The organism is Paraphotobacterium marinum, from assembly GCF_002216855.1.
Classification (GTDB): domain Bacteria; phylum Pseudomonadota; class Gammaproteobacteria; order Enterobacterales; family Vibrionaceae; genus Paraphotobacterium; species Paraphotobacterium marinum.
Genome location: NZ_CP022356.1, coordinates 1,035,433 through 1,057,867 on the forward strand (window position 1 = coordinate 1,035,433; position 22,435 = coordinate 1,057,867).

A 22,435-nucleotide genomic window follows, 5' to 3' on the forward strand; every position below is an offset into this window, starting at 1 on the left:
ACAACTACAAATGCCTTGTAAATATATACAAAGAGTTGAAAATCATAAACAAAGAAGAGATACTTTTTTGATACAAAGAAATTTTATGATTATAAAATGAAAGAATGTCTATTTTTTTCTATAATAAACAACAAAATTATAAATTAGTATGAATATGACTTTGTCTTCAATTAAAAATAAAATACCGAGCATAGTTGCTTTCTTAATTGTTATTAATGGTATTATTATCATCTTAACAGGGTTTTACCCGTTTCTAACTAATTATCTTGATGGGACAGACTTAATTAATAAACCTTTGATTGCTTCTTTGTTCCAATCACAAAATTACAATATTGGAATAAGCAGTATTGCTTATTTTGTTTTAGGATATTTTTTAATTGTCATAGCGCGGGGAATTTTTCATCGTAAAAGAAGTTCGTGGTTGAGTGCTGTATGTATTTTGACTTGTGTTATAAGTATTAACTTTTTCTCTGATCAATATGATATGCTTTTTTATCTACACGTATTTGAATTATTCTGTTTGATATCTTCATATTCTTATTTTATTCAGACGAAAAATTTTTTTTACATGTCATATTCACACTTTATGATTATTTTATCGTTTGTACTTTCTTTTGGGTATGGTGTTTTCGGAAGTTACTTACTCAGAGATGATTTTGAAAATTTGCATACTTTTCTTGATTCAATTTATTTTACTATTGTAACTTATAGTACCATTGGCTATGGTGATATTGTTGCTAAAACTGAAACAGCTAGAGTTTTTGTAACTTCAATGACATTTTTTGGGTTAGCGAGCTTTGCAGCTATTTTATCTTATTTTATATCGACTATAACCACAAGGGTCCAAAAGGTTGTCAAAAACTTAAAAATAGAAGGATTTCACATGAAAAATCATATTGTTATATTTGGTTTGAATGAACTAACTGAGCAAGTTATCGAAAAATTATCTATAGACAGAGCTTCTTATATCGTAGTGACTGAAAACCATGGTAATCAGAATCTTACAACAAACTCCAACAACCAATTTATAACAGGTCGCTATAATGATGTAAAAATTTATGATGATACAAACTTAAAGCAGGCTGCTAATATATATTTAGGTCTTAGGAATGATGCGGATAATATTCTTGCATTGCTTTCAATCCAAGATTTCTTTGAAGAAAAGAAATATAACAAACCTAACATTATACTGAAAATAAACGACGTAAATAATTTAGCCAAAGCTAAAAAACTTGGGGCAGATGAAGTTATTTCACCTGTTTCGCTTGCTACAACTCAGATTTTGAAAAGTATTACTAAAACATCTGAATAGCAGTATGAATGCCTACAATTAACATTTGGATACCAATAACAGCTAAAATTAAACCCATTAATTTTGTAATCATTGTCAAACCACTTTGTCCAATTTTATTGACAATTATTTGACCGTATATAAAGAATAAATAGCTTACGATACATAAAAATCCAAACATAGACAGGGTAATAATCACATCACTTAGTGCTTGAGATGCTGCAAAGTTCATCGCTGTAGCAATTGTACCAGGACCTGCTAATAAAGGGACAGCTAGTGGCGTAATTGCGATATTAAGGACATCTTCATTAGATAAATTTTTTTCATCATCGCTGTGCATTTCACTTTTTTTATTATTCAGCATATCATAACCGACTAAAAAGATTAAAATCCCTCCAGCTACTCTCAGAGCTGGTAAAGTAATACCAAAAAATTTAAAAATAATATTCCCTACTAAAATAAAAATAGCAATAATGATAAAAGTTGTAATTAATGCTTTGAAAGCAATTTTTTTCTTTTGTTCAGTAGAGCAAGATGATGTTAAACCAATGAAAACTGCTGTATTGGCTATTGGGTTCATAATTGCAAAAAAACCTAAAAAGGTAGCTATTGATGTTTGAAGTATTGAATCCATGCGAACTCCATTAAATAAATTTAAATATAATGATTTGATTAAATTTTATATACTATGCCATAATCTATCAAATAAATATTAAAAATAAGTATTTGATCTGATGAAAATCCTATTTTTCTCTAGCCATGAATATGATAAAAAATCATTTATAAGTGTTAATCAAAACTTTAATTTTACTTTGGACTTTGTTGAGTTTCGATTAGAGCCTAAAACCGCTGCCTTAGCTCAAGGTTATGATGCTGTTTGTGCATTTGTTAACGACGATCTTTGTAAAGATACTTTAAAAGTATTAAATAAAATTAAAGTTAAAAGAATTTTATTGCGCTGTGCTGGTTTTAATAATGTAGATCTTGATTATGCTCAAAAAGAAAAGTTGTTAATCTATCGAGTCCCTGAATATTCTCCTTATGCAGTTGCCGAGCATGCCGTCGGATTACTGATGTGTTTAAATAGAAAAATTCATAAATCTTATAATCGTGTTAGAGAAGGTAACTTTTCTTTGAATGCTTTAGAGGGAATGGATCTTTTTAATAAAACTGTTGGTATTATTGGGGGGGGGAAAATTGGAGAATGTTTTGCTAATATTATGAAAGGCTTTGGATGTAAAATTTTATTATTTGATCCAAAACCTTCAGAAAGTATTTTAAAAGTTGGGGTAAAAATATCTTCCCTTGATCATGTGTTCAAAAAATCAGATATAGTAAGTTTACATTGTCCTCTTAATGAATATACAAAGTATATAATTAATAAAACATCAATTGATAAAATGAAAAAAGGTGTGATTTTAATAAATACGAGTAGAGGAGGTTTGATTAAAACATCAGATGTTATACATGGACTTAAAGGCTTGAAAATTGGTGCCTTAGGAATTGATGTATATGAAGAGGAGGAGTCCATTTTTTTCAAAGATCATAAAGGAGATATTATTCAAGATGATGTTTTTGAAAGATTGATGATTTTTCCAAATGTTTTGATTACTGGACATCAGGCATTTTTGACTCATGAAGCACTTCATAATATATCTGAAGTAACTCTAAAAAATGCAATAACAGAAAAAAGTATTAATCTGATTTATTAATTATTTACACTGTAAAATCAATTTCTGAAATTTTAGTCTTATTCAATAACTTTATTTTGACTTGCGAACCAACCTGTTAATATAAGCGAAATGGCTAAAAACATACATAAAATATTTGGCTCCATCCAATTGTTAAAATGGTCATGTAAATATCCAATTAGAATAGGACCGATTGCAGCAAGAGCGTATCCAAAAGTTTGTGACTTTGCAGATAAGATAGATGTTACTTCGGTGTTTTTCCCTCTTAATCCCATGAATGTAAGGGCTAAAAGAAATCCAACACCTGTACCGAAACCTAATACAATAGACCAAAAAATTGCAAAAGATGGCATGAACTGAAGGCCTAAAAACCCTATAAAAATTAAAACTCCAGAAGAGGGGGCAAATAATTTATGATGATTAACTTTACTCAAAAAAGGAAGCATAACGAGGCTAGGTATTGAGGTCATCAAAATAAAAATACCATGAATAAAACCAGCATTTACTTTACTGTAACCGATATCATTAAGAATAAGAGGTAGCCACATCATGATAGAATATGTCAGAAAAGAATTAACACCAATATAAAATGTCAAGTTCCATGCAAGTGTTGATTTCAGAATTCTTAAACTATTTGTTTTGTGTTTTAAAGAGACATGTTTGTTTGTGTTACTGTAACAAAATCTGAGGCAGATAATCCAAAATACAATTGATATAAGAGGCAGTATAATAATAGAGATAAGTGTTCCTGTTGAATATACTGAATTATAAGTGTTTATCCAATTTAAAACTGGTATAGATAGGCTTGATGATATTGCAGCAAAAACTCCCATAGACAATGTATAAAATGCAGTAATTAAAGGAATCATATTAGGTATATATTTTTTTATCAATGCAGGCACAAGAACATTTGAAATGGCGATGCCAATTCCTATGAGGCTTATACCGAAATAAAAAAAGTACAACTGATTAATAGATCTTAATAGAATACCCAATGTAAGAATTACCAATGAAACTAAGATAGTTTTTTCTATACCAAATAAAAACGAAATCTTTGGAGCTAGCGGGGATAAAACAGAAAAAAGAATCAATGGAATGGTAATGATTAAACCTGCTTGGGTTGGGTTTAAGTTAAATTGAGCGATAATGAAGTCTAAAATGGGAGGGACATCGGTCAATGGAGCACGTAAATTTGTTGCGGTAAGTATGACACCGAAAATTATTAAAACTTTTAAATTTTTTGATGAAAGCTTCAAAAATTCCTCCTATAGAACAACAACAATAAAATGTAATTATGATTATAGATATTTTAATTTTTGTAAAGAAACTTTTTAACTTAGGATGTCTTATTAATGAAAAAAAGGTTAATTAAAATTTCAATTTATTCAATAATAATCCAGATTTACTAAAATTAAGAAAATATGAATAATTGGGTTTTACTATGATTGAATTAAATGTGCTAGGAACCCCTCTACAAAGTTGTTGCTTTAAATTACAAACTGGATTTTATAGAGATGGATATTGCAGAACTGGTATAGAGGATGTTGGAAGACATACAATATGTGCTATTATGACAAAGGAGTTTTTGGAGTTTAGTCTCTTCAAAGGCAATGATTTAATAACACCGCGTGCTGAGATGGATTTCCCAGGATTAAAACCAGGAGATAAGTGGTGTCTTTGTGCTTTAAGATGGAAGGAAGCATTTGAGTTTAACGCTGCTCCTCTAATTTTTCTTGAAGCATGTCATGAATCTGTGTTAGATTTAATTCCATTAGATATTTTAAAAACTCATGCCTATACGTTGAGGCATTAATTTATGAAAATTTAGCTGGTGTGTATAAAACTACCTATGAAAAGATTATTAATACAGACTATCAATTTTAATAGCACTAAAACCATTATTATTACTGGAAAATAAAGCCAGTACATAAACTCGGCTTTATTTTAAAGCTGAGACCATTCTTTAAAATATTGCCGAAAACACAAAAAAAATATAAGGAGGCAATATATGACATTTAACGTTCGGCACATTAATAAATCAGATTTACAAAGTCTATTTCACTTGAGAAGTGAAAAAACCTATATAAAAAATACACTTCAACTTCCTTACCCTAACTTAGATGATATGTCTAAAATATTTGAAAAAGATACAAGTCGTTGGCTGGTTGCCACTAAAGGAGAGGATGTGATTGGTGAGGTTTGGCTAGTTCAGGAAAAGTCTCCTCGTAGATCACATTGTGGGCGTTTAGCAATGGGAGTATCAGAGAGCTGTAGACAACAGGGTGTTGGAAGTGTTCTTTTATCTGAAATACTAAACTATTCGGATAATTGGTTGAATCTTAAAAGGTTAGAGCTAGAGGTCTACACTGATAATGAGGCAGCAATTTGTTTGTATAAGAAATTTGGCTTTGAAATTGAAGGCAAAGGTTCTAATTATGCCTATGGAGATGGACGATTTTTAGATGCATTCTACATGAGTCGTATAAACAGTTGATCTTTAAGGCTACAAGTTATATTGTATATATATCCATGCTGTTTATATATACAATATAATGAAAAAATATCCCAGTGCATCAGACATCGCTCAAACCTCTAATTGTCCTCACTCTTTTTATCTTCAATATAATAAGTACACGATAAGTCAATATTCCAAGAGAGCACGAAAAATTGGAATAAAAGGACATGAGCGCTTAAATCGTTCAGTCAAAAAAAAGACAACTAAAATTCATAAGGTTCGATTACTAATCATGGCTACAATCATCGTTTGTTTTGTTATTTGGTTTAACATGAGGTAATTTGTGTTTTCTTTAAAAATTCTTATTTTAATAGGTTCATTGATTGTATTTATTATTTTTTTTAAAATCTTTCGCAAAAAAAATATTTTTGGTTTGCAAGGTAAGTTGGTTTATTTAGATGAAGGGAAAAAGTCTAAAACATTCGTGAACCATAAATTTAAAATTATTGCTAAACCTGATTTTATTTTTAAACATTGGTGGGGTCAATTTTACATGATAGAACATAAGGAAAGCTATAGAGAACCAAGTAGAGCGGATATTGTTCAAGTAAAAGCAGCACTAATTGCCGTTAGAAGTGAAATACCAAGCTTAAAAAAGTATATATATCAACTAAAAAAGGTTTATATAGATATAACTTTAAAAAGAGTTCGAGAAGGGTTTTCAAAGAAATATCAACCTATCATAAATTAACTACACAAATTTACAATGGTGATTATGTAGATATTATATGTGAGGATAAAAATGTATGTTTAAAATGTCCTGTTAAAAAAAATTGTGAATTAAAGTAATTTCAAATGACGACACGCTTCATTTACGGGAACTTGGTGAAATCCATGATTTTGAAAATAGTGAATAAATTTAAGGGTTTTTAATGCATCAAACCAAAGAAAAAGTTGAGTTTTAAGTTGTTCAGTAGTGGGGTTATTAAGATTACCTAAAAATTTTTCAAAACCTATATTTTTTAATGCATTATAACTTATTAAAGGAATCCTAGCTTTAATAAAACTCTCAAAAATCTTATAGTCCCTAGGATCATTAAATACAAGATTCACTTCTTTTAGATACTTAAATATTCTAGGATCATAGGTGGTTAATTCAATTTTGTTTTCAATTAGGTTTTGAATAGTAGGACCTGTACCGAAAGGTACACGGTCAGATTTTCTAGGCAAAATTTGTATTTTTGGGTTTTTTAAAGTTAGGACTGGCTTAATTTTATTGACTTTATTTAAAAAGTAAAAATCTTCCCCTGCCGATCTTTTAGGAAACCCTCTCACGATACAATAGACTTTATGGTGAAAGGCAATCATACTCCCAATGGTGTGATATGCATATCTGGATCGTGCATAATTCAATCCATCGACGTAATAATTTAATTTTTTTTCATAGAGTATTGTTAATAAGGATATTTTTGAATTATCTATTTGTAAGTGTTCATGAGGATAAATTAAAGCTGTTTCTTCACTATCATATGATGACAAGAAATTAAAGTAATTTAGGGGTAATATTGTGTCGGCATCAGTGGATGCTATAAATGGCGAGGTTACAATGTTGTTTTTAATTAACCAACAGCTTATATCAGCTAATATTTTTCTGGCAAGTCCTACCCCTTTTTTATGCGGGATCGGATATGTAAATCTATCAACCAATAATAAATCTGGTTTAGAGGAATTCGTTTCGAATAAAGTAATGTTCCCTACAGATTGACGGGCTGAAAAATTTTGAGATATAGATTTGAATAGGTTATTTTGCTCTTTTGAGTTTTCAACATTATCTGGTTGATTTACATTAATCAATATTAGAAGTTCATCCGTGAAAGATTCTATTAAACGAGCAATAAAATCAAATGACTCTTTATATGCCGGAATTGTAATTTGATATTTATAAGATTTATTAAAGTGGAGGTCTTTTAGTAAACGAACTTCATCCTCTGCATATTTTGTTAAATATTTTTCAACTACATCCATGGTTAATGCAATAGAGCTCTAAGGGGTAATTTGTCAACAATTTGAGCTTCTTCAGCTAAAAGAAATTCAGTTCTCTGAGCAATTGCATCATTTGAAAAATATTTTTTTGCGAGTTCAAAAAAAAGTTCGTAATGTTTTTCTTCTGACGCAGCTATTTGAAGATAAAATTGTTTTAGTTTTCCAGGGGAAAGAGCATTCGCAATCAACTGAAATCGCTCCGCACCACGTGCTTCAATAATGCCACCAATTATAAGACGATCCATTAGATAAAACTCAGTTCCTTTTCTAAATAACTTTCTGAGATTATTAACATAAATATCTTTTTCGTCAGGAATGAGGGTTAATTGTTTGTTAGCTAAAATTTTCATGACTTGTTTGAAATGGATCATTTCCTCTAAAGCAAGATCAACCATGGCTTTTACAATATCGGGTTTATCTGGGTAGTGAGAAACCATAGACATAGCCATTCCGGATGCTTTTTTTTCTGCATGGGCATGGTCAATTAAAAAACTATCAAAATTTTCTAATACTTTTTGAACCCAGTCTGAGGATGTTGGAGTTTTTAAAATCATGAATACACTCAATTAATGTTAAAAATGAATTGCCTTAAAAAAGTTATTACAACTTAGAAATTCCAGATATACCCCAAAAGCCATTATTACAAGCTCTCGTTAGATCTAGAAGATTTAATCCACCTAATGCATAGACTTTAGGATTTGCAATCCTAACAATATTTTTTGCTACTGTCCAACCTAAAGGTTTAACTTCAGGATGAGAAGATGTGTGTTGAATGGGCGACAAAGTGATGAAATCTAATTCGAGCTTATTGGCAAGTCCAACTTCTTCAACATTGTGGCACGATGCTGAAATTAATTTGAATTGTTTTCGTAGACTTGTCATATCGGCATGTGAACACATTTTTAAATGTTTTGAAGTTAGATGAATACCAACGAAATATTTATTATGTTTTTGGGACCAATTAAAAGTGGAAGAGTTAATCATTAATTGTGGTATTTCTATAATATTATTTTCTATATAAGTACTAATTTTTTCAAAACTTAATAAGTTCGTCCTAAGCTGATAAATATAACTTTCATTTAAAGCTTCTTTTAAAAATTTCTTTAATTGACTTAAGCTAGATAAATTTGAAGATATTTTGTAAATTTTATAATTAACCATATGATTTAATTGAATAATATTTATTTTTCTTTGTGTGTTGTTTAATTAGATTATAAATATAAGAATTAATATTTCAATAATAAAGGTTATTTTAGACTTATTTGGCTTGGTTTGTCCTTGTGTCGATATTTTATTTTATGTTAAAATTCTCAAACCGACCGAGCATTCATTCATACGGAGGTTTTTTATAAAACCACTGTATGTGTTATTTTGTTCAAATTTAGAAGAGAAATATAATGACTAATCATATTGTGGAACTGTTAGCAAGATTTGAGTTTGCTGGCTGTGCCGTATTACATATCGTTTTTCCAACAATATCTATTGGTTTAGCGACTTTTTTAACTGTGTTAGAAGGTTGTTATTTAAAAACGAAGAAACAAATTTACAGAGATTTATCTGACTATTGGCGTAAAATTTTTGCAATCACTTTTGCCATGGGGATTGTCTCAGGTTTAGTAATGGCCTTTCAGTTTGGTTCAAACTGGAGTAACTATATTGCGAAAGTAGGTGATATTACAGGGACCATGCTTTATTTCGAAGCAACATTTGCTTTCATGATTGAGGCTATCTTTTTTGGTCTTATGATCTATGGACGTAAGCATCTCAGTGATAGAATGTTCTTTGTTTCTAACCTAATGGTTGCGATCGGAACATTGATTTCTCTATGGGCTATCGTTACAAATAACTCATGGATGCAGACTCCAGCTGGATATAAAGAAGTAGATGGTGTCGTGGCAGCAATGAGCTGGTTACAAGTCAACTTCAATCCTTCGGAGCCTCTTCGTGTTGCTCATATGTTACTTGCAGCTTACTTAACTATGGCTTTTGTTGTTATATCGACTGGTGCTTATTACTTGCTACGTAATAAATTTGTGATTCATGCAAAGAAAATGATTAACTTAGGATTTATGTTTGCAATACCATTAATTTTTGTTCAACTTTGGGTTGGTCATGAAAGTGGCGCATTGTTAAACGAAACGCAGCCCTTGAAAATGGCAGCAATTGAAGCAAGATGGGAGCCTGAAGATCCTGCAAGTTTAGTAGCAGTTGCATGGCCTAATATGGAAACGCAATCAAATGATTATGCGATTACATTACCTGCTCCCTTAGGAAGTCTTATTGATACAGGGGATGCTAAAGCCGCAATGCCAGGTTTAAAAGAATGGACAGCTAAAGGTGAGGCTATCCCTTATGTGCCGTTAACATTCTGGTCTTTTAGAGTCATGGTTGGTATGGGTGTTCTTATGCTGCTGGCTTGTTTGGGTGCTATTTACCTGAAAATGAAAGGGAAGTTGTACACGAATCGTTTATTCTTAACTGGACTGACATTTATGTGGCCTGTAGGCTTTCTTGCTACGGTAACAGGTTGGTTAACAGCAGAATCTGGAAGACAGCCTTGGATGATATACAATATATTAAAAACCACTGATGCTTTAACACCGTCATTGACTTTATTTGAAGTCATCTTCTCAGCTAGTGTAATTGCATTGACATATCTTGTTGTTTACACGGTAGGTCTTCGCATGATCTTCAGAACGGCCCGAACTGGTTTTTCATTTTTAGATCATAAAGATAAACATGATAGTGATGGCAGTGATGACCATCATCCTGAACAAAAACTTGAACCACAGGGAATTTAAGAATGAATTTGGAAATTATTTTGTGGGGTATAATTCTATTTGGTACGTTAGCTACTTACATCATGCTTGATGGCTTTGATTTAGGAGTGGGTACCTTATACGGATTATGTAAAAATGAAAATGATAAAAAAGCAATGCTGAATGCCATTCTTCCTTACTGGGATGGAAATGAAACATGGTTAATTGCTTTTGTAACCGCTCTCTGGGGCGGCTTACCAATCGCTTTTTCAGTCATTGTACCTTCTATTTATTCTGGTGTATTTATTTTATTGGCGGTTCTCATCTTCAGAGTTGCAGCTTTTGAGTTCTCTCATAGAGGACGTCCATCTGATGTATACTGGCAAAAAGCAATGGCGATAGCTTCATTACTCATTCCTTTTGCGTTAGGAACAGTATTTGGGTATTTATTACATGGTATAAGTGTTGGTGGTGAATTTCCTTTTTATAAATTTACTGGACATACTTTCGATTGGATAAACCCATTTAGCGTATGTTGTGGGATAACAGCAGTAACTTTAACATTAGCTCTTGGCTCTAGCTGGGCTCATGGTAAAGTTGAAAACTCTGTAATTGATATGATTACTAAAATATCATTAATTACTACACCACTAGCAGGTTTATTTCTTATTATAATGGGTTTTTGGCAGTACGTTCATGCAGTGAATAACTTTGATTTAACTCATATCAATTTAAGATTAACGATTGCTATTGTAACAAGTGTAATGATTGTATTATCTGTGATTGCGCATCACTTTTGTATCAAAAAAACTGGCTTAAACCCATTTATTGCACTGGTGATTTTAGTTGTTTCGAGCTTAGTTTTTGCTTTTTCAACCATATTCCCTTATGTTGTTGCACCAGCTATTGACTTTGCACATGCTACAGTTCAACAATCAGATTTTACCATGGTATTAATTCTAAATATTATTATTTTACCAATATTAGCTTTTTATTCGCGATTTGCGTTTAAGGTTTTTGCCGGTAAAGTTAAACATGATACCTTTGGGCACTAGTTTTTAAATAATCTCTTCATCTTTAAAAAGACTTCAAATATGAAGTCTTTTTTATTTTAGTCTGAGTCTCTATCGGTATACGTCCATCTATTTTCCGCTTTTAGCATTTTATAAATTGCATTAAAAAAATGGTTAATTATTACAAAGCAGATATTTGACATGCAAGATTGATAAAATTATTTGTATTGCTGAAATGAACATTTATCTTTAGAATAACAATTTAATCTATAAAAAACCTCTCATTTGTTTTCAATCAAGGTGTGATAGGTTTTTTGAAAATGATGCGGTCTTAGAGCTAATTAAAGATAACCCCAATTATTTTCTTTTACAGACGTTATGACTCTTTTTAGGCAATGGCCAGTGGTATTTTTTCAAGTGTATCACGACTCTAAATATATTTATCCAATATCAATTATTTACATCAATATGATCATTATCGTAACTACTTTTTTGGTTAGTAAAAAAAGAGCACAACCCAAACCCTTTTTTTAGAGTATATTCGTGTGTGTTTTAGTAATTCTTGAAGCATGTTTTAAGTTGTTTACAGATATATTTTACCTAAAACTTTAATGCTAAAGCATTAGAAAAAATTAGCACAAGTCACGATACAGACTTGGGTGAATCTACAATATATTTACTGATTATGCTCATGATGTGATCAGCATTCTCATCAGTTAGTCCTGCCTTTTTTGTGTTTTTTTATTCGATCTTGCTCTATTTGCGGAGAAAGATGTTGAATCAATGTAAATAGCACCATATCCTATTAAGTCTTCTATAAGATTATAGCTTTAATTAATCTCTGAGATCTGATGATAGGGTTTTATTCTTTTATTTTACCTAATAATCTATAAATTATGACAATTATTTTATTAGTGATGATATATTCATAACCTTTAATTGAGTTTTTTTGTGAAAAATAGTTAAAAATAAAAATCAATACAAATATAGTCCCCAAAATAATATAGATACTGGTGCTAGTTTTTGAAGTAACGCTTTCAGTGAAAACATTCAAAATAGCAAACAAGATTAAAATGAAAAAGAGTAATAAATGTTATGTTTTTACGAGAAAGAAGTATAGAACTGAATTTTTTTCAGACGTAGCTTGAATTATAATTTTTTCATCTTTTTCAATATGCATAATCTTTTACCTCTATTAGCAACATTTAGTACTAAATGAGTAAAATAATAGATTATCAATCTACCTGTTAATAATGATGTAATTACATCAATAAGGACAAAGTTTTTATGTACTTTTATGTCTTAAATATCATTAACTTTATTAGTAATTGTTTGTATAACTTATGCATTTATCTTTGCTTTTTTTATTCTTATAAGAAGATGAATGATCCAAATACAGTTTTTTAAATCAAAAAAACAATCAGTGGGCATATTTGTGTAATTTATTTTGTTTGAGAATTAACTGAACTATTAAGTTGTTATGTTTTAATTTTTTGTACAGTAAAGTGTATTTAAAGTTAGTGTGCTTGAAAATTTATTAAGTTGCCTAAATTAATTAAGAAAAAAGACAGATTAAACTGTCTTTTTTTCAAGGATAATTTGTAAATTTCTAAGATTTAGAAATTATAGACTGCTTGAGCCCAAGCACCGCTTCCGATATGGTAAGGTGAATCTTTCTTCAATAAGTCATATTGATATTCTAAACCAGTACTAAACTGCTTATTCCATAGGTAGTTAACGTTCGCTAAAATAGTATTATTAAACGTTTGGTCTTTATCACCTCTATAGTTTGAGCCTAGTTTATTTGTATCAATGTCTGAGTAACGTCCGTATTCGTATTGAACAACGAAAACTGTTTTATCAACTTGGTAAGATACATTAGATAATAAGGATATAAAATTTGCCTTAGCTACAGGTACAAAGTCATTTGGGTTTAATGTATCAGCAGTGAAAGTAGAAGATGTAAATCCCGCTTGGTTACCATCATACAGACCATTTCCTGAAGTAATACCTTTACCTGCCATTGGCTGAAGGGTAAATCCAAACGCATCACCTTGGTAATTTAAACCTAAAGCACCACCAGCAATATTGAGTTTGTTATTCTCAGTAATTGCATTAGCTATTCCATTTGTGAAGCCAGTTGCTTCATTAAGTTTCAACTTAGCATAGTAGCCCGCTAAATATCCAGTGAAACCTGAATCACCAAATGCATAAGTAGCACCACCAGTAACTGATGTTGTCATACCTGAACCAGTATTACTTAAGTCATCTTTCCAAGAACCACCTTTGTTGCCCAGAACAGCACCCAACTCAACACTTAAGTTATCAAAGCTTCCAATATATTTAAATTGATTATTGGATCTTGTTCCAATACTGAACGGCATTGGATCAGCGTAAGAGCCACCACTGTAGTTTAGTGATAAATCATATGCACTGGCAATGTCATTCCATGGTGTATAGGCTTTACCATAATACAATTGTCCATATTGGTCATTACCAATACCAGCCCAAATTTCACGAACAGATGTGCTATTTTCAAAAAATCTTATGTAGGCATGACCAATTCCATACCAGCCATCTTTACCATTAAAATAAGACTTTGCTGTTGGTTTAAAGTTAAACCATGATTGATCTAATACATCACCTCCATTATTGGTTCCGTTCCATACGTTTGTAGTGTTGCCATATGCATTAGATTGATCTTGACTTGAACTACCAAAAGCTGCGTTAGCATTTACGGATCCATCAATGCTAAATGATGTACCATCTTGGTTGTATAATTCCGCTGCGTTTGCTGCTGTCATTCCTGCTGCAAGAATGGACAATGCAAGAAGTGTTTTTTTCATTTTATTTCCTCATTTGGATTATTATTTTTTTGAAACTGAAGCTCAGCTTAATAAAAACTAATCAAATCTTCTACTTTTTAACCAAAAACGCAATTTTTAATTTCATAAATGAGCTTGATGGCAATATTTATTTAAATAGAGGACAAAAGTTCCTGAATTAATGTTAAATTAATGTCAGAAATTAGAATATAAAATTAACACATTAATAATAATTATATAAAATTAGGAATTGATAAAAAAAAATGATTGATGGGTGTGTTTTTAAAAAGTAAAGCTGTAACTTATTGAAAGCTAGTATTATTAAAGTTTTATTAATTATTTATTACGGCGCTTATATTGCTAAATACAAAGAGTAATAAATATATTTTAATGGTTTTGGTTATGATTTAAGGGATATTATACTTGATAAATAAAGTAATAATTCTTATTCTATAGTTAAACTTGATTAATTTTCGAAATGGATTTTATGGTTGAACATAAATTAAAAGTATTGATTCTTCTCGCGCACCCTAACTTAATCCAGTCACAAAATAATCGTGAACTATTACAAGTGTCTAAATCCATTGACAATGTGACTATTGTTGATTTGTATGCTCAATATCCAAATTATAGAATTAACATTGATAAAGAACAAACTCGCTTGCTGGAACATGATGTTATCATATTTATGTTTCCATTTTATTGGTATTCCACTCCATCTATTTTAAAAGAATGGCAAGATTTGGTTTTAGAAGTAGGTTTTGCCTATGGAGCGGGTGGAAAGGCCTTACAAGAAAAATACTTTTTATGCTGCATTACAGCAGGGGCTTCTGAAGAATTCTACTTAATGGATACGGATAGACATTATTCATTAAGGAGTTTTTTAACACCTTTAGAGCAGATGTCACGTGTAACCAGAATGCAGTTTATACCTCCATATATTCTATTCGATTCAAGAACGGCTCAAGAAGATGACCGACTTGAGCCATGGCTAATGAATTGGAAAAAAATTTTAGAAATGTTTACAGAGGGTACATTTCGCTATGATGATGTGAAAAAGTTGCCTATATTAAACGAATATTTTATTACTTCTTAGGTGGGTTAAAGAACGTTATGGTTTCCTATTATATACAAGCAACAATTTACATAGCAGCAGCAGTAATAACTGTCCCTATTGTGAAACGTCTAGGACTTGGTTCGGTTTTAGGGTATTTGATTGCAGGTGTAATAATTGGGCCGTTTCTTGGACTCGTGGGAAGTGATGAGACATCTACCATTCAGGAATATGCTGAGTTTGGTGTGGTCATGATGCTTTTTCTAGTTGGTTTAGAATTAAATCCCCAAGCATTATGGAAAATGAAAACTCGATTGATAGGTCTAGGTGGGCTTCAAGTTTTTATAACGACCTTAGTTTTTATGGCTATTGGCATTTATATGAACCTTGATTGGAGTGTTGCCTTTGCGATTGCTTTTACTTTGTCTTTATCTTCAACAGCTATTGTTTTACAAACTTTTCAAGAAAAGAAATTAAACAAAACAGATGGAGGAAAGAGTGCATTTTCTGTTTTATTATTCCAAGATATTGCAGTGCTACCTGTTTTAGCTGTTCTTCCATTATTAGCTATATCCAGTATTAATAATGCAAGTGCAAAATTAGAACATTCAAGTGCTCATGAAACAATTTCGTTAGTTGCAAATGTACCCAATTGGATATATCCCCTAATTATTGTTGGCGTATTTATTGGGGTTGTTATTGTTGGACATTATTTTATTAGGCATTTATTTGCATATGCTGCATCGGCTAATACGAGAGAAATATTTGTAGCAGTTGCTTTATTACTTGTTATTGGTATGACGGCATTAATGACCTTAATTGATATTTCACCTGCCTTAGGAACATTTTTAGCAGGTGTTATTTTAGCAAATAGTGAATTTAAGCACGAATTAGAAAATGCAATTGATCCATTTAAAGGTTTGTTATTGGGTTTATTTTTTATGACAGTTGGTGCTGGAATACATCTTGCCGATCTTTATGAATATTTCTGGGTCATCATTTCGTTAACTTTGTTGTTAATGTCAGTTAAAGTTATCGTATTATATTTTATAAGTATAATTTTCAAATTAAGACCAAAAAGTCGATGGTTATTTGCTTTAAGCTTAGCACAAGCCGGTGAATTTGGATTTCTCTTATTGAGCTTCTCATCCAGAAACAATGTTATTCCAGAGGAGTATGCACAGATTTTAAATCTAGTAATTACTTTATCTATGTTTTTAACACCGTTGTTATTTATTATATTTGATAAGGTTATTATCCCAAAGTATCAGACAAACTCTAAAACAGAAGTATATGATCAAATTGATAACAAGGGAAAAATTATCATCGCAGGAGCGGGTCGTTTTGGACAGATGATATATCGTCTTTTGGCTTCAAATGATTTAAATACCGTTATGATAGATCATAAGTTGTTAGTAATTGAAAGAATGAAACGCTTAGGGGTGAAAACTTATTATGGAGATGCTAACCAGATTGAATTTCTAGCCACTGCTGGTTTGAAAGATGCTAAATTACTAATTTTAGCTACGGATGATGTGAGTGGATCTATTGAATTAGTAAAATTAGTAAAGAAATATTATCCTGACGTAAAAATATTAGCGCGTGCTTATGATATTAGAAGCGAATTTAAATTAAAGGCATTAGGAGTTGATGATGTTGTCCGAGAAACTTTTTTTTCAGCAACTCAATTGGGGGCGAATGCACTGAATGAAATGGGTTTTCATCCTTTCCAGGCAGAACAAGCGAAACTTGCATTTGAAGAAGTTTATCTCAGAGAATCAAATAAAATCTTTGACGAATTTGGTAAGGATAGAAAAAATGCTGAAATTACATCATTATCCTTAACAAAAGTCTTTTTTGCTGTAGAAAAATCACTAGCTGCAGAAAAAAATAAAAATAAAAGAGATAAAGATCCTAAAAATAGAGATGACAATAGAGAGTGGAATCCACCGCCTAAAGATGAAGTAGATTCATTTGAAAATACAAGTAGCGTTGATCTTGATAAAACTTGACATTAATAAAAAGTTAATTTAGGATTTAGCTTGTTTTAGGGAGTAGCCTCTTACCTTTAAGAGTATTATCAACATAATTGTTGCAAAATCAACATGGTAATACTGACTATCTTGTGCAGATAGTTTGGCAAGACTAATAACAAAATGATGCTCATTGAGGTGAGGCATTATTATTGTTATTTTTTTTGCAATCACCTCTAGGACAAATAACATGATTTTAGATACTTTCTCAATTACCGCACTTACCGTTGCCTTTGCTGAAATTGGTGATAGAACACAATTACTCAGCTTGGTGCTAGTTTCAAAATACAGAAAACCACATATTATATGTCTAGCTATCGTATTTGCAACAATCATAAATCATTTTGTATCAGCTTGGTTTGGTTATCAAATAAGTCATTTTATCAGTGAAACATATCTTAAATGGATTTTGATTATTAGTTTTTTAGGCTTTTCGATCTGGGTTCTTGTTCCTGATAAGTTGGATGAAGGCTATAACTCTAAAAGTAAATTTGGAGTTTTTTTAACAAGTTTTGTTGCCTTCTCATTAGCAGAAATTGGTGATAAAACGCAAATTGCTACTATTGCATTAGGTGCAAAGTTTTCTAACGAACTGGGCTGGGTTGTTTTTGGTACTACTGTAGGGATGATATTAGCTAATTATCCAGTCTTGATATTTGGTGAGAAATTGATAAAGAAAATTCCGTTAAAAACAATCAGAATCATCACATCCATATTATTTCTATTTCTTGCAGTCTTAACATTTTTTAAATTCGGTTAAACCAATAAATAAGTTTATGACTTGAATATAGAGACGGAATCCTTTATATTCATGTTAATTTTATGATAGAATTAAACAAATTAATAAATAAATTATTACAGAATTACATAAAAAGGGGCAAACATGACACGTGTTGTTATAACAGGATTTGGAGCGATCAGTCCTATTGGTGTAGATATCCCAAACCATTTAGAGTCACTAGAAAAAGGCTCACATGGGTTGACAAAAATTGATAGATTTGATCCCTTAACAAAGGGATGTAAAACAACTTTTTGTGCAGCTATACCGTCTGATTTTGATCCTGCAGAGCACAGTCCTTTCAAAGAAATGGAAAAAAGAGAACGTACTAAATATTTGCGAAAGTTGGATTTGCACCAAGTTTATGCGCTAGTTGCAGCAGGCGAAGCAATCGCTATGGCAAATTTAAATGGTATCAGCGATGATGAAACTCTTGATGAAATAGGGGTGAATATTGCTACAGGTGCTGGTGGACTCGCTGCAACAGAAGCTTGTACTATTTTAACTGAAGCAGGTAAAAAACAGACCCCATTTAATAACCTGAAGTTCTTGCCTAACATCGCAGCAGGCTATATCTCAAGCCTATGGGATTTTAGAGGACCTAACAACTCTCATAGTACTGCTTGTGCAGCAGGTTCTCATTCTATCATTGATAGTTATAATGCCATTATTTTAGGAGAAGCTAAGGTTATGATAGCTGGTGGCGCAGAAGCTGCAATAACACCGGTTGGTATTTCAACCTTTAATGCTCAAACAGCATTGTCTACAAGAAATGATGATTTTGAAGTAGCGTCTAGGCCTTTTACTAAAGATAGAGATGGATTTGTTATGGGAGAAGGCTCTGGCTGTTTAGTTTTAGAAGAATATGAGCATGCAAAAGCTAGAGGTGCTCATATTTATGCTGAGCTAGTTGGTTACGGTCGAACTGGTGATGGAGCAACTGGCGGAAGTATTACAGCACCTCATCCAAAAGGTCGTGGCGGGAAAAGAGCGATGATGAAAGCTCTTAAGCAAGCAAATAGAGATGTTAGTGAAGTAGATTACGTTAATGGACATTCTACAAGTACTGGAGCTGATTCAATAGAGATTAAAAGCATTATTGAGGTTTTAGGTTCAGAGAATGCAAAAAACACACCCGTTTCAGGCACTAAATCGTTTACTGGACATCTTTTAGGAGCATCTGGTGCCTTAGAGGCAGTTTTCTCGGTAATGTCTATTGTGAATAATCTTATTCCTTTTACTAATAATTTAACACCTGAAAATTTAGATGATGAGTGCAAAGGTGTTCAACATGTTTTTGAAAAGCCATTAAATCAAGATGTGAATTTTGTTCTTTCAAACTCCTTTGGTTTTGGTGGTACAAATGCTTGTCTAGCTTTCTCATCTGTAAAAAAATAATGATTATCAAAATTTCATGCTCTAAACTTTGATTTGGAGCATGATTTATCTTTCTGCCCACCTATCATTTTAAGTCTTTTTTTTAAGCTCATCTAAATATTTTTTTCATTATTAATAAAACATGTTTTTTTGTACTAATATATACATGACCATTCTTAATTAGAGGAAATTATATGAATCAAACTACTGCAGAAGTACTGTCAACTATGGAGACTCATAAAATAAAAGAAGCGGCTGACTCTCTCGCAAATGAAATAATTGAAGATTTAGAACAACTTAAAACAATTTATAAGTTTGATGATGGCTCCAGTTTGGAAATTAATAATTATTAAAAATTACCAACTGTTTATTATATCAGCAAAATAAATTAGATTGGGCTTTGAAAAATTGGGAGGCTTAACTGCTTTCCCATCAGATATACGATAACAAACCTTATGATTCCTATCTTTGCTATGACGAAAAGCAACTTTTTTCGAATCTTCTTTTGACTGTGACAAAAGAGCTAAGCAGTGTTTATCTTCTACAGGCCAAAGCTTAGTCATATTTGAACGATGAACTTCCTCAACAGAAGCTAACAGCGGATAATTTATTGAATCTAATATAAGAAATATTTTTTTTAGAAAGTCACACGAAATAGTAAATATTTGGTCTTTAGTGTTATCATTAAAATTTAATTGTTCGAATATTTTGTTAATATTTAATAACAATTTTTCAATAATTTTCTTAGTTGTTTCTTTTGTTGTGTTAGGCGTAGATTGTGAGTCATTTTTACTAAAATCTTCAGCATTAAAATTGAAATTTGAGAAACTAACTAAATTACCCGCTAAAACATATATCAAATCTGCTATGCCATCCGCCAGCTCTAGATTATCATGGTTATTGATAGCAGTTAAGGTTTCATGGCATTCTTCCAGTGTTAAATTTTTTCTCAATTGAAGTGTTTTTGCATTAAAAGGCTCATTGATCTCAATTTCTAATTTTTCATGAAACTCATATGAGAGTTCAAAACATCGCCTAATAAATTCGTTAGATTTCTTCATTTTTTGATTCATATCTTTCAATGTTTTTGTGTAAACTTTCAAACTCTAATGATAATTTATGTTGAGGCAAAAAATCAACTAGTGGAACTTGACTATGATGAGATTCTTTCATTTTGATGCTCGCTGATAAAAATGGCTCTAGAACAGGGAGATTATCTGCAATTAATTGGTCAATAAGTTTTTGTGGATGTTTTGCATTTTTAGTAAATTGGTTTACTATGATTCCCTCAACTTTTAATTGTCTATTATGATCTTCTTTTAATTCTTCTATATTTTGAAGTACGTTATGGACAGCATGATGAGAGAACGTATCACAATCAAAAGGTATTAAAACACTATTTGAAGCTATTAATGCTGACTTGCTATAAAAATTAAGGTTTGGCGGCGTATCTAGATAAATTCTATCGTAATATTTTGACAGTTCATCAAGACAATCCTTTAGTTTATAAATTCTATATCTCCGTTCAAGCTCCTTTTCAAGCTGTTCTAATTCTGGGCTAGAAGGAATAAAATCTAAATTTTTTATATTAGATGCTTGAGGGAAAGATTTGATTGGCTTTGTTGTTGAAAACCAAGTGGCAGTCTGGTTCAATAACTCGGCGACAGTGCCTGTATTGTTTTTGCTTTCGTCCGATTTATAACCTAGATAGTAGCTAGCATTACCTTGAACATCTAAATCAATTAATAATGTTTTATATCCCTGGATGGCACTCATTGCAGCAAGATTACAACTAATACTAGTCTTTCCTACACCGCCTTTTTGATTAAAAATAGCTCTTTTCATAACAATACATTCCATGTTTTTTTAATATTAAACATTATATATCAATACATGGTTAAAATTAATGTTTCACTATACAAAAATTAAAAAAAATAATAATTTGCTTGTCTGAAACTAAAAAATAAGTGAACATATAAATCTAGAGAGAACAAGGGATGCAAATATGTTAAAAGCTTTTTTGGTAATAGGAAGTGGTTTTACTGGTCTTACGGTGGTTCTTTAGTCATTATACTTTTAATTTGGTATGGTGTTGAGTTAAATGTTGAAATTAATCACTGGTTCGGCTCATTTTATAATTTATTACAAGAAGCAGTTACCAAACCGAACACTGTGAAACTAGAGACTGTTTATGATTTAGTGGGTGATTTTTTAAAAATTGCAATGGTCTATGTGATTGTCGGAGTGATTAGTCAGTTCATAACGTCTCACTTTGTATTTAGATGGAGAACAGCACTTAATGATTATTATATGTCACACTGGCATAAAATAAGACATATTGAAGGAGCTTCACAACGTGTTCAAGAAGATACCATGCGTTTTGCAGATATTTTAGAAAATTTAGGTACTGCATTTATAACATCTTTATTGACACTGGTTGCTTTTTGCCCTTGTTGTGGACGCTTGGTAAAAATGTTAAGAATTTGCCTTTAATCGGTAATGTTGATGGTGCACTTGTTATTGTTGCTATTTTATCCTCAATTGTTGGGACACTTGTAGTTGCTTTAGCTGGGATTAAGTTGCCAGGTTTAAATTTCAAAAACCAAAAGGTTGAAGCAGCATATAGGAAAGAGTTAGTACTTGGAGAAAATAATTCAGCTAACTGTCAACCCTTAACTGTTAACACCTTATATAATAATGTAAGAAAGAATTATTTCACTCTTTATCTTAATTATTTATATTTCAATGTATTTAGAATTAGTTACATGCAAGTGAGTGTTTTGATTCCTGCCTTTATGATGGCACCCAGCTTAATCGCAGGATTAATAACTTTTGGTTTATTTCAACAAATTGTACGAGCTTTTGATCAAGTTCAATCTAGTTTTCAATACCTTGTGAATTCTTGGTCAACGATTGTTGAATTCATGTCTATCTATAAAAGATTACATGCTTTTGAGAAGGAAATACATAAAGTTGAAGAAAGTGATACAATGGAAACAAACGAAATCACTTAATCAATCCATTGTATAATTGAATTTTCAAAAAAGAGATTGCAATACTGTGTATAACGCTCTTCAACTTTGTTTCTTTTGATTTTTAATGTTGGTGTTAGAAAG

At 31.3% G+C, this 22,435-nt stretch carries 21 protein-coding genes and 1 pseudogene; 13 read left to right on the forward strand and 9 right to left on the reverse strand.

What is annotated here, in order from left to right:
* Window positions 1–160: 160 nt before the first annotated feature.
* Window positions 161–1,312 (forward strand): ion channel, encoded by a 1,152-nt coding sequence (locus CF386_RS11985; protein ID WP_158522414.1) that lies wholly within the window; start codon window positions 161–163, stop codon window positions 1,310–1,312.
* Here CF386_RS11985 and CF386_RS11990 read toward each other — a convergent pair.
* On the reverse strand, window positions 1,296–1,925 hold the full coding sequence (locus CF386_RS11990; protein ID WP_089074664.1) for a MarC family protein: 630 nt from the start codon (window positions 1,923–1,925) through the stop codon (window positions 1,296–1,298). The two genes, CF386_RS11985 and CF386_RS11990, sit on opposite strands and share 17 nt — an antisense overlap.
* A gap of 100 nt (window positions 1,926–2,025) precedes the next feature.
* Between CF386_RS11990 and CF386_RS11995 the strand changes: the two genes are divergently transcribed.
* The gene (locus CF386_RS11995; protein WP_089074665.1) at window positions 2,026–3,003 is read left to right on the forward strand and encodes a 2-hydroxyacid dehydrogenase; all 978 of its coding nucleotides are present in this window, start codon (window positions 2,026–2,028) and stop codon (window positions 3,001–3,003) included.
* A gap of 38 nt (window positions 3,004–3,041) precedes the next feature.
* On the opposite strand, the gene CF386_RS12000 is transcribed toward CF386_RS11995, so the two are convergent.
* Window positions 3,042–4,238: an MFS transporter gene (locus CF386_RS12000; protein WP_089074666.1), complete on the reverse strand. Its 1,197-nt coding sequence runs from the start codon at window positions 4,236–4,238 to the stop codon at window positions 3,042–3,044.
* 185 nt (window positions 4,239–4,423) lie between these two features.
* On the opposite strand from CF386_RS12000, the gene CF386_RS12005 reads away from it, so the two are divergent.
* From CF386_RS12005 to CF386_RS12015, 3 genes are all read left to right on the forward strand, one after another.
* Complete coding sequence (locus CF386_RS12005) at window positions 4,424–4,795, forward strand: DUF2237 family protein (RefSeq protein ID WP_089074667.1); 372 nt, start codon at window positions 4,424–4,426, stop codon at window positions 4,793–4,795.
* A 195-nt stretch (window positions 4,796–4,990) separates the two neighbouring features.
* Complete coding sequence (locus tag CF386_RS12010; RefSeq protein ID WP_089074668.1) at window positions 4,991–5,476, forward strand: GNAT family N-acetyltransferase; 486 nt, start codon at window positions 4,991–4,993, stop codon at window positions 5,474–5,476.
* A gap of 304 nt (window positions 5,477–5,780) precedes the next feature.
* Window positions 5,781–6,188: a hypothetical protein gene (locus tag CF386_RS12015; protein WP_089074669.1), complete on the forward strand. Its 408-nt coding sequence runs from the start codon at window positions 5,781–5,783 to the stop codon at window positions 6,186–6,188.
* 89 nt (window positions 6,189–6,277) lie between these two features.
* Here the strand turns inward: CF386_RS12015 and CF386_RS12020 are convergent, their stop codons facing one another.
* From CF386_RS12020 to CF386_RS12030, 3 genes are read right to left on the reverse strand one after another with little or no spacing between them, the layout of a single operon-like run.
* A complete protein-coding gene (locus CF386_RS12020) occupies window positions 6,278–7,462 on the reverse strand; it encodes a hypothetical protein (RefSeq protein WP_089074670.1) in 1,185 nt (394 codons plus the stop codon).
* Between the two features lie 2 nt (window positions 7,463–7,464).
* The gene (gene miaE, locus CF386_RS12025; RefSeq protein ID WP_089074671.1) at window positions 7,465–8,034 is read right to left on the reverse strand and encodes a tRNA-(ms[2]io[6]A)-hydroxylase; all 570 of its coding nucleotides are present in this window, start codon (window positions 8,032–8,034) and stop codon (window positions 7,465–7,467) included.
* Between the two features lie 46 nt (window positions 8,035–8,080).
* Window positions 8,081–8,641 carry a thiamine phosphate synthase gene (locus tag CF386_RS12030; protein ID WP_089074672.1) on the reverse strand — a complete coding sequence of 187 codons (561 nt, stop codon included), beginning with the start codon at window positions 8,639–8,641 and terminating at the stop codon, window positions 8,081–8,083.
* Between the two features lie 236 nt (window positions 8,642–8,877).
* Between CF386_RS12030 and CF386_RS12035 the strand changes: the two genes are divergently transcribed.
* Window positions 8,878–10,281, forward strand: coding sequence for a cytochrome ubiquinol oxidase subunit I (locus CF386_RS12035; RefSeq protein WP_089074673.1), 1,404 nt, complete (start codon window positions 8,878–8,880; stop codon window positions 10,279–10,281).
* A gap of 2 nt (window positions 10,282–10,283) precedes the next feature.
* Window positions 10,284–11,294 carry a cytochrome d ubiquinol oxidase subunit II gene (locus CF386_RS12040; protein WP_089074674.1) on the forward strand — a complete coding sequence of 337 codons (1,011 nt, stop codon included), beginning with the start codon at window positions 10,284–10,286 and terminating at the stop codon, window positions 11,292–11,294.
* Window positions 11,295–12,868: 1,574 nt separating this feature from the next.
* Here CF386_RS12040 and CF386_RS12045 read toward each other — a convergent pair.
* On the reverse strand, window positions 12,869–14,098 hold the full coding sequence (locus tag CF386_RS12045; RefSeq protein WP_089074675.1) for a porin: 1,230 nt from the start codon (window positions 14,096–14,098) through the stop codon (window positions 12,869–12,871).
* Window positions 14,099–14,564: 466 nt separating this feature from the next.
* On the opposite strand from CF386_RS12045, the gene CF386_RS12050 reads away from it, so the two are divergent.
* Window positions 14,565–15,173, forward strand: coding sequence for an NAD(P)H-dependent oxidoreductase (locus tag CF386_RS12050; protein WP_158522415.1), 609 nt, complete (start codon window positions 14,565–14,567; stop codon window positions 15,171–15,173).
* A gap of 17 nt (window positions 15,174–15,190) precedes the next feature.
* Window positions 15,191–17,143 carry a cation:proton antiporter domain-containing protein gene (locus CF386_RS12055; protein WP_089074677.1) on the forward strand — a complete coding sequence of 651 codons (1,953 nt, stop codon included), beginning with the start codon at window positions 15,191–15,193 and terminating at the stop codon, window positions 17,141–17,143.
* A gap of 18 nt (window positions 17,144–17,161) precedes the next feature.
* Here CF386_RS12055 and CF386_RS12060 read toward each other — a convergent pair whose 3' ends face one another.
* On the reverse strand, window positions 17,162–17,356 hold the full coding sequence (locus CF386_RS12060) for a hypothetical protein (protein ID WP_089074678.1): 195 nt from the start codon (window positions 17,354–17,356) through the stop codon (window positions 17,162–17,164).
* Between CF386_RS12060 and CF386_RS12065 the strand changes: the two genes are divergently transcribed.
* The 3 genes from CF386_RS12065 (at window position 17,355) to CF386_RS12890 (ending at window position 19,672) form a co-directional block, all read left to right on the forward strand.
* Window positions 17,355–17,924 carry a TMEM165/GDT1 family protein gene (locus CF386_RS12065; RefSeq protein ID WP_089074679.1) on the forward strand — a complete coding sequence of 190 codons (570 nt, stop codon included), beginning with the start codon at window positions 17,355–17,357 and terminating at the stop codon, window positions 17,922–17,924. The two genes, CF386_RS12060 and CF386_RS12065, sit on opposite strands and share 2 nt — an antisense overlap.
* A gap of 123 nt (window positions 17,925–18,047) precedes the next feature.
* Window positions 18,048–19,340 carry a beta-ketoacyl-[acyl-carrier-protein] synthase family protein gene (locus CF386_RS12070; RefSeq protein ID WP_089074680.1) on the forward strand — a complete coding sequence of 431 codons (1,293 nt, stop codon included), beginning with the start codon at window positions 18,048–18,050 and terminating at the stop codon, window positions 19,338–19,340.
* A 173-nt stretch (window positions 19,341–19,513) separates the two neighbouring features.
* A complete protein-coding gene (locus CF386_RS12890; protein WP_158522416.1) occupies window positions 19,514–19,672 on the forward strand; it encodes a hypothetical protein in 159 nt (52 codons plus the stop codon).
* A 3-nt stretch (window positions 19,673–19,675) separates the two neighbouring features.
* Here CF386_RS12890 and CF386_RS12075 read toward each other — a convergent pair whose 3' ends face one another.
* The gene (locus tag CF386_RS12075) at window positions 19,676–20,380 is read right to left on the reverse strand and encodes a pyrophosphohydrolase domain-containing protein (protein ID WP_158522417.1); all 705 of its coding nucleotides are present in this window, start codon (window positions 20,378–20,380) and stop codon (window positions 19,676–19,678) included.
* The gene (locus CF386_RS12080; protein WP_089074682.1) at window positions 20,367–21,164 is read right to left on the reverse strand and encodes a ParA family protein; all 798 of its coding nucleotides are present in this window, start codon (window positions 21,162–21,164) and stop codon (window positions 20,367–20,369) included. Before CF386_RS12080 ends, CF386_RS12075 begins: the two co-directional genes overlap by 14 nt.
* A 234-nt stretch (window positions 21,165–21,398) precedes the next feature.
* Between CF386_RS12080 and CF386_RS12085 the strand changes: the two are divergent.
* Window positions 21,399–22,333: pseudogene (locus tag CF386_RS12085) on the forward strand (SbmA/BacA-like family transporter).
* Window positions 22,334–22,435 lie beyond the last annotated feature (102 nt).